The 13,324-nt window shown below is 63.8% G+C and carries 12 protein-coding genes; 7 read left to right on the forward strand and 5 right to left on the reverse strand.

The features are described 5' to 3' along the window. The first annotated feature begins 547 nt into the window (after positions 1–547). From HUS66_RS10505 to HUS66_RS10515, 3 genes are read left to right on the forward strand one after another with little or no spacing between them, the layout of a single operon-like run. Positions 548–1,339 (forward strand): pseudouridine synthase, encoded by a 792-nt coding sequence (locus HUS66_RS10505; RefSeq protein ID WP_175070869.1) that lies wholly within the window; start codon positions 548–550, stop codon positions 1,337–1,339. Then, the gene (gene tcdA / locus HUS66_RS10510) at positions 1,336–2,229 is read left to right on the forward strand and encodes a tRNA cyclic N6-threonylcarbamoyladenosine(37) synthase TcdA (protein WP_175070870.1); all 894 of its coding nucleotides are present in this window, start codon (positions 1,336–1,338) and stop codon (positions 2,227–2,229) included. Before HUS66_RS10505 ends, tcdA begins: the two co-directional genes overlap by 4 nt. Continuing rightward, on the forward strand, positions 2,219–2,455 hold the full coding sequence (locus tag HUS66_RS10515) for a DUF1653 domain-containing protein (protein WP_175070871.1): 237 nt from the start codon (positions 2,219–2,221) through the stop codon (positions 2,453–2,455). The genes tcdA and HUS66_RS10515 overlap by 11 nt, the downstream gene beginning before the upstream one ends. Positions 2,456–2,564: 109 nt before the next feature. Here HUS66_RS10515 and bfr read toward each other — a convergent pair whose 3' ends face one another. The 5 genes from bfr to lptF all read right to left on the reverse strand — a co-directional run bounded on the left by bfr (position 2,565) and on the right by lptF (position 6,279). Beyond that, positions 2,565–3,041, reverse strand: a complete 477-nt coding sequence (gene bfr, locus HUS66_RS10520; RefSeq protein WP_175070872.1) for a bacterioferritin — start codon at positions 3,039–3,041, stop codon at positions 2,565–2,567. Between the two features lie 217 nt (positions 3,042–3,258). After that, a complete protein-coding gene (locus tag HUS66_RS10525; RefSeq protein WP_175070873.1) occupies positions 3,259–3,459 on the reverse strand; it encodes a (2Fe-2S)-binding protein in 201 nt (66 codons plus the stop codon). A 136-nt stretch (positions 3,460–3,595) separates the two neighbouring features. Next, positions 3,596–4,075: an RDD family protein gene (locus HUS66_RS10530; RefSeq protein WP_175070874.1), complete on the reverse strand. Its 480-nt coding sequence runs from the start codon at positions 4,073–4,075 to the stop codon at positions 3,596–3,598. A gap of 60 nt (positions 4,076–4,135) precedes the next feature. Beyond that, on the reverse strand, positions 4,136–5,200 hold the full coding sequence (gene lptG, locus HUS66_RS10535; RefSeq protein WP_175070875.1) for an LPS export ABC transporter permease LptG: 1,065 nt from the start codon (positions 5,198–5,200) through the stop codon (positions 4,136–4,138). Next, positions 5,200–6,279, reverse strand: coding sequence for an LPS export ABC transporter permease LptF (gene lptF, locus HUS66_RS10540; protein WP_175070876.1), 1,080 nt, complete (start codon positions 6,277–6,279; stop codon positions 5,200–5,202). The genes lptG and lptF overlap by 1 nt, the downstream gene beginning before the upstream one ends. Before the next feature lie 209 nt (positions 6,280–6,488). On the opposite strand from lptF, the gene HUS66_RS10545 reads away from it, so the two are divergent. The 4 genes from HUS66_RS10545 (at position 6,489) to HUS66_RS10560 (ending at position 13,134) form a co-directional block, all read left to right on the forward strand. Beyond that, positions 6,489–8,012 (forward strand): leucyl aminopeptidase, encoded by a 1,524-nt coding sequence (locus HUS66_RS10545; protein ID WP_175070877.1) that lies wholly within the window; start codon positions 6,489–6,491, stop codon positions 8,010–8,012. Positions 8,013–8,153: 141 nt separating this feature from the next. Next, on the forward strand, positions 8,154–9,254 hold the full coding sequence (locus HUS66_RS10550) for a branched-chain amino acid aminotransferase (protein WP_175070878.1): 1,101 nt from the start codon (positions 8,154–8,156) through the stop codon (positions 9,252–9,254). 366 nt (positions 9,255–9,620) lie between these two features. Beyond that, positions 9,621–10,073 carry a DNA polymerase III subunit chi gene (locus tag HUS66_RS10555; RefSeq protein WP_175070879.1) on the forward strand — a complete coding sequence of 151 codons (453 nt, stop codon included), beginning with the start codon at positions 9,621–9,623 and terminating at the stop codon, positions 10,071–10,073. A 211-nt stretch (positions 10,074–10,284) separates the two neighbouring features. Then, positions 10,285–13,134: a valine--tRNA ligase gene (locus HUS66_RS10560; protein WP_175070880.1), complete on the forward strand. Its 2,850-nt coding sequence runs from the start codon at positions 10,285–10,287 to the stop codon at positions 13,132–13,134. Positions 13,135–13,324 lie beyond the last annotated feature (190 nt).

Here is a 13,324-nt window from a genome sequence, read left to right on the forward strand (position 1 = left end):
GTCAAGGAACAGTGTGGTTCGATGAGGCGAAAGACAGGATTCGACGACAGCTACCGCGAAGCGGTTTAGTTCAACAGGTATTAGACAGCGCGCTCGTTTATTGACTTGAACGAATACGCGCGTTCAATATTCTTATACCGCCACAACAAATTATTGCTTTTTATATGAATTTTCGTTGGCGTGGCTATATAACACCACTCCGCTTCGGCCATACCACCAATCGAGACGCACGCGGCACGGCTAATGTCAGCGAGCAAGGTGATGCAATGCGCGGAGCAAGCCGTTGCCATGTGAGGCTCCCTGCGTATGGGGGGTGTCATTAGGCTGTTCTTGGTTTTCTAATGTTCAGCCTAACACCGAGGCATGATTTTCTCCTGCGCTGGATCAACGCTAGGCATGATTCCTTGGTCGTGGATAGGCCATGAATAAAGGCATATGGAGGCAGACAAGACGTCGGGCCTTACTCCCCGGTCAGAACCCACCCGGCGGATGACATCCCCACGCCAAGCGGCGACAATGGGCGCCCTTTTTCGGCCGCAGTCGTTTCATGTCTACACCGCTTCCCATTCTGTATCAGGACGATGCCCTGGTCGTCATCGCCAAGCCTTCGGGGCTCTTGGTGCATCGCACGGCGCTTGCTCGCGGCGAAACGCGCTTCGCGCTGCAGATGCTGCGCGACCAGCTCGGCCGCCACGTTTACCCGGTGCACCGCCTCGACCGACCGACCTCCGGGGTGCTGGTGTTTGCGCTTTCTTCGGAGATCGCGCGCCCCCTCGGCGAGGCCTTCGCCGAACAGCGGATCAGCAAGCGCTACCTGGCGGTGGTCCGCGGCCAGGGGCCGGAGGCCGAGTGCATCGACTATGCGCTGCGTGAGGAAGACGGCCGCCGGCCCAAGGCGGAAATGCCGGCAATGGAGGCGGCCACCGAGGTGCGGCGCCTGGACAGCGTCGAACTGCCGGTGCGGGTCGACCGTTACCCCAGCGCGCGCTATTCGCTGATGGAGGCGCGGCCACTGACCGGGCGCCGCCACCAGATCCGTCGCCACCTGTCGCGGCGCGGCTATCCGATCATCGGCGATGCCAGGCACGGCAAGGGCAACCATAACCGCTTCTTCAGCGAGAACCTGGACACCCACCGGCTCTTGTTGGCGGCGGTGGAGCTGAGCTTCGAGCATCCCGTGCTCGGCGAACGCCTGACCGTGAGCGCCGGCCTGGAGGACGACATGACGCAGCTATTCGAACGCTTCGGCTGGAGCGCCCACCTGCCCCGCCATGGCCACCGCTTCGACAAGGCCGATACCGTACCGTCAACGACTCAAGCAGCGATGCCGACGCCATGACCGACACCGACCCGACTCTTGCTGATGCCGACTACGACTTCCGCTTCGGCGGCATTCGGCGCCTCTATGGCCAGCGCGCCGCCGCCCACTTCCGCCACGCCCATGTGGTGGTGGTCGGCGTCGGTGGCGTGGGTAGCTGGACGGTGGAAGCCCTGGCCCGCTCCGGCATCGGAAAGCTGACGCTGATCGACCTCGACGATGTCTGCGTGTCCAACGTCAACCGCCAGCTACATGCGCTGGACGGCACCATCGGACGACCCAAGGTCGAGGTGCTGGCCGAGCGCTGCCGGGCGATCTCACCGGGCATCGAGGTGGTCGCCGACACGGCCTTTGTCACCCCGACCAACCTGGCCGAGCGCATTCCCGCCGACGCCGATCATGTGGTCGATGCCATCGACAGCGTGATCGCCAAGGCGGCGCTGATCGCCTGGTGCAAGCGACGCAAGCTGGGCCTGACCGTGACCGGCGCCGCCGGCGGCCAGCTCGACCCGACCCGCATCCGCATCGCCGACCTGACTCGCACCGAGCATGACCCGCTGCTCGCCAAGGTGCGCGCCCGGCTGCGCCGCGACTACGGCTTCTCGCGCAACCCCAAGCGTCGCTTCAGCGTCGAGTGTGTGTATTCCGACGAACAACTGGTCTATCCCGGCGCCGACGGCGAGGTCTGCCACACCAAGCCATCCGACGGCGAGAGCACCCGCCTGGATTGCGCCAGCGGGTTCGGCGCTGCCACCTTCGTGACCGGCGCCTTCGGCTTTGCCGCCGCCGCCCGGGTGATGGAGCGTCTGGCGCGCCAGGCCAAGCGTGACGCGGCAAGCCCCTCGGCAGGCACCACCAGCCCAGATCCAGCCACGGCCACAACCCTCGAGGAGTCTTCCGATGATCGCTAATGAATCCCCGCGCCCGGTACCGGGCATCTATGTCCACTACAAGGGCGCCCGCTACGAGGTGATGGGCGTGGCCCAGCACAGCGAGAGCGAGGAAGCGCTGGTGGTCTATCGGGCGCTCTACGGAGATTACGGCCTGTGGGTCCGCCCGCTCGGGATGTTCTGCGAGAGCGTCGAGGTGCAGGGCGAGCCGGTGCCACGCTTCGCGCTGGAGAAGGCCTTCGACTGAGTCGGCGCTCGGCCTCGCTCCTGGGGCTCTCACCGACTCTATCCCCGAAGAGCTCTCCCCTAAAACACGAAAGGCGCCCCGCGGGGCGCCTTTCGTGTTTTAGGGCGAATCAATCCGCCTTGTGCATCTGCTTCTGCAGGTAGTTCTGGATGCCTACCGCATCGATCAGGCCAAGCTCGGTCTCGAGGTGATCGATGTGCTCCTCCTCGTCGTCGAGGATCTTCTGGAACAGGTCACGGCTGGTGTAATCACGCACCTGCTCGCAATGCGCGATGGCGTCCTTGAGATCAGTGTGGGCCTTGTGCTCGAGCTTGAGATCGCACTCGAGCATTTCGCGAGTGTTCTCGCCGATCATCAGCTTGCCGTAGTCCTGCAGGTTGGGCAGGCCCTCGAGGAAGAGGATACGCTCGATCAGGGTATCGGCGTGCTTCATCTCTTCGATGGATTCCTCGTACTCCCACTTGCCCAGCGCGGCCAAGCCCCAGTCCTGATACATCTTGGCATGCAGGTAGTACTGGTTGATGGCTACCAGCTCGTTGCCGAGCACGGTGTTGAGATACTGGATGACCTTAGCATCACCTTTCATTGCCACTCTCCCGAAGTCGGGTTCGCCAGGGGCCGGCGAACGCTGAAACATTGGGACAGCCTTGGCTGGCCCGCAAAGAGGGAAGTATCCATTAGAAAATGGAAAAAGTCGAATCAGGACAGGATGTTAAAGGGGAATGGCTGACAACTGAGAAGGCGATGCGAACGCGGACGAAAGCGTTTAACAGCGAGGAGTTACCGGGCAACGCCAGACTTTGCTAGACCGCGTAGGCCAGATCAGGCGACAGCATTTCTTCGGTGATAGCTTCACGCGTAATCGTCTTGGCCATGCAGGCGCACTTGCCGCATTGGGTAGCGCACTCGGTACGCTCGCGCACCTCACTCCAGCTGCGGGCACCGTCGCTGACGGCATTGCGGATCATCCGGTCAGACACGCCCTTGCAAAGACACACGTACATCACACCACCTCGCTATCGGCATTGAGGTGAATGTAAATGATTCGCATGGGGAATTGCAAGACGTTGCCAGCCACAAAATCGACAACCTGCTTAGAGGCCTTCCAGAACGCCGTCTGAGCGACTGCCGGTCAGGCCGCTAGCCCTGCTTGCCGGGCTCGTTCTTATTGGGCTTATTCTTGCCGGACTGGGGCACCACCACTACCCGCGAACCCGAGGCGATATCCGACCAACCACGGCGCTCGCCGTCGATGAGCACCCACCAGTACCCCAAACCAAGCGCCGCAAAGGAGATGCCCGCAACGAGGAAGCGCATCAGGCACTGAGGCAGCGTCAGCGAGAGGCCTTCCGGCGTCTCGACGCGCAGCCGCCAGGCCTGCATGCCAAGCGTCATGCCGCCGCGCATCCAGAAGAAGGCAAAGAAGGCGAAGGTGGCCACGAACAGCAGGCTGTGGAACAGCGGCGAGGTGTTGGCTTCGCCGTCGTTGATGGCCACCGCCACGAAGCCCAGCAGCATCCAGACCGCCATCAGAATCAGCGCATCATAGATCATGGCACCGAGTCGGCGGCCCAGGCCCGCAGGCCAGGTCTGATCCAGGTCGGCAAAGCGTTTGCGCATGGGCACTCCTGGCACGAGGACAACAGAAAAAGCGACGGCCGAGACGCCGGGACTGTTTGCCTAGCCACTACGTCGCAGCATATAGAGCCCCAGCACGGCACACACCAGCGTCGGCCCCAGCACCGCCCAGACCGGCGAGAAGCCGAACACCGTGGAGGCCGGCGCCAGTAGGTCCTGCAGATACTTGAAGGAGAGCCCGGTGATGACACCGTAAAAAACTCGCGTTCCCGCAGCCACGCTACGCAGTGGGCCGAACACGAACGAGGCGGCGATCAGTACCAGCGAGCCCAGCGTCAACGGCAGCAACAGTTTCTGCCAGAAGTACAGCAGCGGCTGGGTGGCCTCCTGGCCCTGGCTCTCGAGATAGCGCGCGTAGGCCCATAGCTCGCTGGGCGCCTGACTATCAACATCCCGCAACAGACGGTTGAGCTGATCGGGGGTCAGGTCGGTCTGCCATTGCAGACGCGCGTGACGCTCGACCTCGGTACGATCCTCGAAGAAGCGGGTGATATCGACATTATTGAGCACCCAGTGATCTTCTTCCCAGGCAGCCTGGGAGGCATGGGTCGCCGAGATGAGTTCGCGGTTGTCGAAGCGGTAGCGCGTCAGGTCAAGGACGGTGTCATCGGAGCGGATGGCGCCAAAGCGATAGACGCTGTCGCCCTCTCGCTGCCAGCCTCCTCGCTCGGTCACCAGGGCTCCCTCGCCCTGCGCCTGCTCAAGACGCCAGGCCGAGGCGAATTGCTCGGTGCGTGGGCTGACGAACTCGGCGATCACCAACAGAATCAGCACGATAAGGATTACCGGCTTCATCACTCCCCACAGAATGCGAGTCAGCGAGCGCCCCGCGGCACGCATCACGGTCAGCTCATTGCTGGTCGCCATGCTGCCAAGACCGATCAGCGAGCCGATCAGTACCCCCACCGGAGCATACTGATAGAAGCGATGAGGCAGCCGCATGATCAGGTAGATCAGCACGTCGAAAGCGCCATAGCCGCCTTCGACGTCACCCAAATCATTGATGTAGGTGATGACCAGGTCGAGGCCCAGCAGCACCACCTGCACCACAAAAATTGCCGCCAACACATTGCGGGCAATGTAACGGTCGAGACGATCGAGCAGCATCAGTTCACTCCCGCCCGCCGCGAGCGACGCAGCAACCACAGCCCAAGCACCAGAAATGTCAGATGAATCGGCCACATGCCCACGGCCATCGGCAGACTACCTTGAGCGATGGCGTCCTTGGCGGTCAGCAACAGGCTCAGGTAGGCGATGTGCAGAAAAATAGCCGGCAACAGCTTGCCGAAGCGGCCCTGACGCGGATTGACCTTCGACAGCGGCTGGGCGATCAGGGTCAGTACCAGCACCATCAGCGGCATCGACAGCCGCCACTGCAACTGCGCCGCGGCCGGTGGCGTGCCGCGCTCGAGTAGCTCGGGCGTGCTGGCGAGTTCGGGGTCGTCATCGGCGCGTGGGGCCTGATTCGACGACAGGCGCACTGCGTAGGTCTCAAAAGCCAGCCGTTCGGCCACCGGGTTACCGGGGTCGACGCTATAGCGCAGGCCATCACTGAGTACCAGAAAGCGACTGTCGGTTTCCTCGTCGCGGGCCTGGTAGCCCTCGGCCGCTCGCGTCACCACGTTGCTGGGCGTGCCGTCACTGCGCCGCTGACGCTCGCTGATAAACACTTCCTGCATGCGAGTCTGGTCCTGATTGAAGGACTCGGTATAGGCAGTGCGGCCATTGCCGAAGTCCTGAAAACGCCCCGGTGCCAGGGCACCGAAATCGAGCCGGCTCTTCTGCTCTTCGATCAGCGTCTCGTTGTGGTCCGCACCGGCCGGCGTCAGCCAAAGGCTGCACACGCCCACCATCACCGCCACCAGAGTGGCCGGCAGCAAGCTGATCTTGAGCAGCCGGTTGGGACTCATGCCACAGGCCACCAGCACGGTGATCTCGCTGTTGAGATAGAGCTGTCCATAGGCCAGCAATATGCCCAGGAAGAAGGCCAGCGGCAGGATCAGCTCCAGGAAACCCGGCAGATGATATATCATCAAGGTGCCGAGAATGCTGGCCGGGATCTCGCCGTCGGCGGCACTGGTAAAGTAGCGAATGAAGCGACTGCCCATGATCACTAGCAGCAGCACCCCGGCCACTGCGGCCATGGTCTGCAGGATCTCGCGGGTCAGGTAACGAAAAATGATCAAGACGGTCTCCCGTGTCTCCCGGCAGGCCGCATCGACTGGCGACACATGCCCTGTGCTGGTGCCGGCTTCCCGTTCAGCGTGGCGGGATGTCCTGGTGTCGCCCCCATGCAATGCGCCACTGCATTGCGTACACTGGGATATCGGTCACGGCGCACCCTGTCGTGCCGGCATTATCCAGAATCCCCCTTCGCTTGTCTTGTGGAGACGCCATGGAATTCCCTGTTCAGACGGCCAACCCGGCCAAGGTCGAAACGGCCTGCCTCGCCCTTCCGGTGTTCAAGGACGGCGACCTGCTGCCGGCGGCCGCCAAGCTAAACGATGCCAGCGAGCGCCTGATCGGCCAGCTGATCGAGCGCGGCGACTTCAGCGCCGATCTTGGCAAGGTGCAGATGATTCCCTTCGCTCCCGGCCTCAATGCCGACCGGCTGCTGCTGGTAGGCCTCGGTGAGCGCGACAAGTGCAACGAAGGCAGCTTTCGCAAGGCACTGGACGCCACCTTTGCGGCCCTGTCGGAGTTGCCGGCCAGTGAGGCTAGTGTCGCCCTGACCGACGTGCCGGTGCCGCATCGCGATACCCAGTGGAAGGCGCGCATGATCAGTGAGGCCGCCACCCGCAGCATCTATCGCTTCACCGAGTTCAAGTCTTCCCCCGCCCCGGCCCCGCGCCTCGAGCAAGTGACCCTGCTGGTCAGCGAGAGCGACGACTCAGCCAAGGCCAAGGAAGGCGCCCGTGTCGGTGCCGCCATCGGCGAAGGCATGAACTATACCCGCACCCTGGGCAACCTGCCGGGCAATATCTGCACGCCGCGCTACCTCGCTGGCCAGGCCGAGCAGCTGGCAGCGGACTCCAAAGGCGCGCTTACCGCCGAGATTCTCGACGAAGAGGCCCTGGAAGCACTCGGCGCTCATTCGCTGCTCTCAGTCGGCCACGGCAGCGAAGAGCCCTCGCGACTGATCGTGATGAAGTACCAGGGCGCCGACGACCCGGATGAGGCCCCCCATGTGCTGGTCGGCAAGGGCATCACCTTCGATTCCGGCGGCATCTCGCTGAAGCCCGGCGCCGGCATGGACGAGATGAAGTTCGACATGTGCGGTGCGGCCAGCGTGTTCGGCACCGTCAAGTCGACGCTTGCCATCAAGCCCAAGATCAACCTGGTGGCGATCGTCGCCTCCGCCGAGAACATGCCCGATGGCCGCGCCACCAAGCCCGGCGACATCATCAAGACCCTCAAGGGGCTGACGGTCGAGGTGCTCAACACCGACGCCGAGGGCCGTCTGGTGCTGTGCGATGCTCTGACCTACGCCGAGCGCTTCGAACCGGCCAGCGTGCTCGACATCGCCACCCTGACCGGCGCCGTCATCATCGGGCTTGGCCACCATGCCACCGGCCTGCTGTCCAATGACGACGATCTGGCGCTCGATATACTGGATGCTGGCGAGACCGCCTGGGACCGCGCCTGGCACCTGCCGCTGTGGGACGAGTATCAGGAACAGCTCGATTCCAACTTCGCCGACCTGGCCAATATCGGCGGCCGCCCGGCAGGCACCATCACCGCGGGCTGCTTCCTGTCACGCTTCACGGACAAGTATCCCTGGGCGCACCTGGACATCGCCGGCACCGCCTGGGACTCCGGCAAGCAGAAAGGCGCCAGCGGCCGCCCGGTGGGCCTGCTGACTCAGTATCTGCTCGACCGCGAGACCGAACTCGTCGAGGCCATGGCCAGCAACGACTGAGGCTTCGCATCGCCCTAGCGGCGTGCTAGCGTTTAGGTATGGCGGGCCGGGATCTCCCGGCCCGCTGCCTTATACGATAGAACCCCGTTCCTCGAACACGATCAGGCCCCGCATGCCTACTGCTGCTATGGAGAACCTCCTGTGACCCCTTCAGGCTTCGACGTTCGGCCGACTGCCCACCCGACGGCCCCTCAAATCCGCGACACCATCCTCGAGAGCCCCGGGTTCGGTCAGTACTTCTCCGACCACATGGCCCACGTGCGCTGGACAGAAAGCGCCGGCTGGCACGGCAATGAAGTGCGCCCCTACGGCCCTCTGACCCTGGACCCAGCCGCCGCCGTGCTGCATTACGCCCAGGAAATTTTCGAAGGCATCAAGGCCTATCGTCATGCCGACGGCTCGGTGTGGACCTTCCGACCGGAGAAGAACGCCGAGCGCTTCCGTCGCAGCGCGCGCCGCCTGGCCCTGCCGGAACTCGACGACGAGACCTTCATCGGCTCGCTGAAGGCCCTGCTCGAGCAGGACAGCGACTGGGTGCCGACACCGGCCCATGAGGGTGAAGAATCAAGCCTCTACCTGCGCCCCTTCATGATCGCCAGCGAGAGCTTCCTCGGCGTGCGCCCGTCCAAGGAAGTCGACTACTACGTGATCGCCTCTCCGGCCGCCGCCTATTTCAAGGGCGGCGTGGCGCCGGTGTCGATCTGGCTGTCCTCGCACTACAAGCGCGCCGCCCCCGGCGGCACCGGCTTCGCCAAGTGCGGTGGCAACTACGCCGCCTCGTTGGCCGCCCAGAAGGAAGCCGCCAGCCATGAGTGCAGCCAGGTGGCCTTCCTGGATGCCGTCGAGAACAAGTGGATCGAAGAGCTCGGCGGCATGAACCTGTTCTTCGTTTACAAGGACGGTCGCATCGTCACGCCGCGCCTCACCGATACTATCCTCGAGGGCGTGACCCGCGGCTCCATTCTCGAGATGGCCGCCGACGAGGGTCTGACCCCGGAAGAGCGCGCCATCAGCATCGACGAATGGCGCGAGGGCGCGGCGTCCGGCGAGATCACCGAGGTGTTCGCCTGCGGTACCGCCGCTGTCATTACGCCGGTGGGCGAGCTGGTCACCGAGGACGGCAGCATCCGTCTGGCCGGTGATAACGGCAACCCGATCGCCAAGCGCCTGCGCAGCCAGCTGCTCGACCTGCAGTACGGTCGTCGCGAGGATACCCGCGGCTGGATGACCCGCCTGGCCTGAGCCACACCTCACCACCCCCTCGAGGCCCGATGAGGGTGGTGACCTGCCCGACGGCAGGGCTCGGTGAGAGCTCCGTGAGGGCGCGGTGAACCCGTCCCTGGGCGCTACTTTTGCCATCCATGGCAAAAGACCCTCACATCGCCCTCCCCCGAGCCCGCCTCGCCGCCCAGGCTGCTCCTTTACCTCCCAAGACTCCGAGATAAAACGCCGACGAGCGAAGGCCAGAAAAGGCAAAAATCGGCGAAAGAGCGGACCGGGCTGGCGCACCAGTTTACAGCTTGTTAAATGAGTATCTTGACCGGGCTCGCGTGCGAGCCGATTTTTAACGCCGTATGGCCAAGCGCAGTCCGTTTTAGACGGAGTCTCATGACCCAGATCGATTTCTACATTCTCCCCGATACCACCCTCGACGCCCGGCTCGGCTTCGCCTGCCGGCTCGCCGAGACCATCCATCGCAAGGGCTTCCGGCTGCACCTGCACGCCGAGGACGAGGCCATGGCCAAGCTCATCGATGAGCGGCTGTGGACCTTCAAGCCCGAGAGCTACCTGCCCCATGCGGTGATCGGCAGCGAGATGGCGGCCACGGTACCGGTGACCATCGGCTGGCAGGGCCCGCCGGATCCGGCTCGGGAGATGGACCCCGACATGGCGATGCTCAACCTGCACCCGGAGATCCCCGAGTGGTTCTCGCGCTTCTCTCGGGTCGCCGAGATCATCAACCAGCATCAGGACGTGCTCACCGCCAAGCGCGAGTGCTGGCGCATCTACAAGCAGCGCGGCTATCCGGTGACGCCTCACCACCTGCCAGCCCAAGGCTAACGTGCCCCGGACTGAGCGCGCCCCGGACTGAAACACACCAGGCGTCATCATGTCGCTCGCCCCCTTCTCCGCCCGCGGTGCGCCCAGCGGTCATGACGCGCGCGCCCCGGCAAGCTATAATCGGGCCCATTTTTCGCGCTTTCCACGCCGATCGAACACGGTCCGGCGTCGCTCCTCCTTTCAGGCAGCACTTCTTCAGGCAGAGTTTGCAATGGACAAGACCTACCAACCCGAACAGATCGAAACCCGCTGGTACCAGCGCTGGGAAGCCGACAACCGCTTCGCGCCGTCCGGCGAGGGCAAGCCCTTCTCGATCATGATTCCGCCGCCCAACGTGACCGGTAGCCTGCACATGGGCCATGCCTTCCAGGACACCATCATGGACACCCTGACGCGCTGGAAGCGGATGCAGGGCAACAACACCCTGTGGCAGGTAGGCACCGACCACGCCGGTATCGCCACCCAGATGCTGGTGGAGCGCAAGGTCGCCGCCGAGGAAGGCAAGAGCCGCCACGACCTCGGGCGCGAAGCCTTCACCGACAAGATTTGGGAATGGAAGCAGGAATCCGGCGGGCACATCACCCGCCAACTACGCCGCATGGGCGCCAGCGTCGACTGGAGCCGCGAGCGCTTCACCATGGACGATGGCTTCTACAAGGCGGTGCAGGAAGTCTTCGTGCGTCTCTATGAAGAAAACCTGATCTATCGCGGCAAGCGCCTGGTCAACTGGGACCCGACCCTACACACCGCTATTTCCGATCTCGAGGTCGAAAACCGCGAGCAGCAGGGCCAGTTCTGGCATTTCCGCTACCCGCTGGCCGACGGCGTGACCACCGATGACGGCCGCGATCACCTGATCGTCGCCACCACCCGTCCCGAGACCCTGCTCGGCGACACCGGCGTGGCGGTCAACCCCAAGGATCCGCGCTTCGCCTCGCTGATCGGCAAGTTCATCACGCTGCCGCTGGTAGGCCGGCGCATCCCTATCGTCGCCGACGAGCATGCCGACATGGACAAGGGCTCGGGCTGTGTGAAGATCACCCCGGCCCACGACTTCAATGACTATGAGGTCGGCAAGCGCCAGGGACACCTGCTGATCAACGTGATGACTCAGGACGCCAAGATCCGCGAGCGCGCCGAGATCTTCGACCTGCAGGGCCGTCCACAGCCTGACGAAGACGCCAGCCTACCGGCCGCCTACTCAGGGCTCGACCGCTTCGCTGCCCGCGAGGCGCTGGTCGCCGACATGGAAGCCGCGGGCCTGCTCGAGAAAGTCGAGGCCGTTACCAACACCCTGCCCTACGGCGACCGTTCCGGTGATGTCATCGAGCCGCTGCTCACCGATCAGTGGTTCGTCGCCGTCGAGGAACTGGCCAAGCCGGCCATCGCCGCGGTCGAGAACGGCGACATCGAGTTCGTGCCCAAGAACTACGAAAACATGTACTTCGCCTGGATGCGCGACCTGCAGGACTGGTGTATCTCCCGCCAGCTGTGGTGGGGCCACCGCATCCCGGCCTGGTACGACGCCGAGGGCAAGGTCTACGTCGGCCGCACCGAGGCGGAAGTGCGCGACAAGCACGGCCTCGATGCCGACATCGCGCTCACTCAGGACGAAGACGTGCTGGACACCTGGTTCAGCTCCGGACTGTGGACCTTCGGCACCCTGGGCTGGCCCGAACAGACGCCGGAACTGGCCACCTTCCACCCGTCGAGCGTGCTGGTCACCGGCTTCGACATCATCTTCTTCTGGGTCGCCCGGATGATCATGATGACGCTGAAGTTCACCGGCGAGGTGCCCTTCAAGCAGGTCTACGTCCACGGCCTGGTACGCGACGCTCAGGGCCAGAAGATGTCCAAGTCGAAGGGCAACGTGCTGGATCCCATCGACCTGATCGACGGCATCAGCCTCGACGACCTGGTCGAGAAGCGCACCGGCAACATGATGCAGCCGCAGAAGGCCAAGGCGATCGCCAAGGCCACCCGAGGCGAGTTCAGCGAGGGCATCGAGCCCCACGGCACCGACGCGCTGCGCTTCACCTTCCTGTCCCAGGCCACCACCGGGCGCGACATCAAGTTCGACATGGGTCGCCTGGACGGCTACCGCAACTTCTGCAACAAGCTGTGGAACGCCTCGCGCTACGTGCTGATGAACGCCGAGGGCCAGGACACGGGGCTCGATTCTCAGGCAGAGATAGAACTGTCGCTGGCCGACCGTTTCATCATCTCGCGTCTGCAGCAGACCGAGTCCCAGGTCACCAAGGCGCTGGAAGAATTCCGCTTCGACCACGCCTCCCAGGCGCTTTATGACTTCGTCTGGAACGAGTACTGCGACTGGTACCTGGAGCTCTCCAAGCCGGTGCTGTGGGACGAAGCGGCCAGCGATGCCGCCAAGCGCGGCACCCGCCGCACCCTGGTGCGGGTGCTGGAAGCCATCCTGCGCCTGGCGCACCCGATGATGCCCTACATCTCCGAGGAGATCTGGCAGAGGGTGGCACCGCTGGCGGGCATAGACACCTCCGCCTCGCCCTCGATCATGACCCAGCCCTGGCCCCAGGCCGAGCAGGACAAGATCGACGAGCAGGCGACCCGCGATATCGAGTGGCTGAAGGGCGTGATCGTCGCCGTGCGTAATATCCGAGCCGAGATGAACATCGCACCGGGCAAGGCTCTCGAGGTGCTGCTGACCAAGGGCGAGGCCGGCGACCGGGAGCGCCTGGAGGCCAACCGCCGCTTCCTGGCGAAGCTCGCCAAGCTCGAGAGCGTGACCTGGCTCGACGATCCGGCTACCGCCCCGCTGTGCGCCACCCAACTGGTCGGCGAGATGGAAGTGCTGGTGCCGATGGCCGATTTGATCGACAAGGACGTGGAACTCGCGCGGCTCAGCAAGGAGATCGAAAAGCAGGACAAGCTGATCACCGGCACCGAGAAGAAGCTCGGCAACGAGAGCTTCACCGCCAAGGCGCCGGAGGCCGTGGTGCAGAAGGAGCGCGACAAGCTGGCTGACTTCAAGGCCGCCCGCGCCCTACTCACCGAGCAACGCGACAAGATCGCCGCTCTTTGAGCAGCGCGAAAGGCGCCCGCTTCACCTAGCTAAGGCGTCATCTCACCCTTGATCACTCAGCCCCGTCACCTCGATGGGGCTGAGTCGTTTGCGTTTCTCCACCACGTGCAATGACTCGGATGCAACGACAGGGACATGGCGTGAATCGTCAGCCCGAGCGATTACGAACACTGTTACCTATTCCTGCCTT

Source organism: Onishia taeanensis (assembly GCF_013349955.1).
In the GTDB taxonomy this organism is placed as follows: Bacteria; Pseudomonadota; Gammaproteobacteria; order Pseudomonadales; family Halomonadaceae; genus Onishia; species Onishia taeanensis_B.

Bases quoted from the DNA above. Each gene is read 5' to 3' on its own strand.
- HUS66_RS10525 (WP_175070873.1), bottom strand. From the start codon at position 3,459: ATGTACGTGTGTCTTTGCAAGGGCGTGTCTGACCGGATGATCCGCAAT.
- HUS66_RS10530 (WP_175070874.1), bottom strand. From the start codon at position 4,075: ATGCGCAAACGCTTTGCCGACCTGGATCAGACCTGGCCTGCGGGCCTG.
- lptG (WP_175070875.1), bottom strand. From the start codon at position 5,200: ATGCTGCTCGATCGTCTCGACCGTTACATTGCCCGCAATGTGTTGGCG.
- bfr (WP_175070872.1), bottom strand. From the start codon at position 3,041: ATGAAAGGTGATGCTAAGGTCATCCAGTATCTCAACACCGTGCTCGGC.
- HUS66_RS10515 (WP_175070871.1), top strand. From the start codon at position 2,219: ATGATCGCTAATGAATCCCCGCGCCCGGTACCGGGCATCTATGTCCAC.
- HUS66_RS10545 (WP_175070877.1), top strand. From the start codon at position 6,489: ATGGAATTCCCTGTTCAGACGGCCAACCCGGCCAAGGTCGAAACGGCC.
- tcdA (WP_175070870.1), top strand. From the start codon at position 1,336: ATGACCGACACCGACCCGACTCTTGCTGATGCCGACTACGACTTCCGC.
- HUS66_RS10560 (WP_175070880.1), top strand. From the start codon at position 10,285: ATGGACAAGACCTACCAACCCGAACAGATCGAAACCCGCTGGTACCAG.
- HUS66_RS10505 (WP_175070869.1), top strand. From the start codon at position 548: ATGTCTACACCGCTTCCCATTCTGTATCAGGACGATGCCCTGGTCGTC.
- HUS66_RS10555 (WP_175070879.1), top strand. From the start codon at position 9,621: ATGACCCAGATCGATTTCTACATTCTCCCCGATACCACCCTCGACGCC.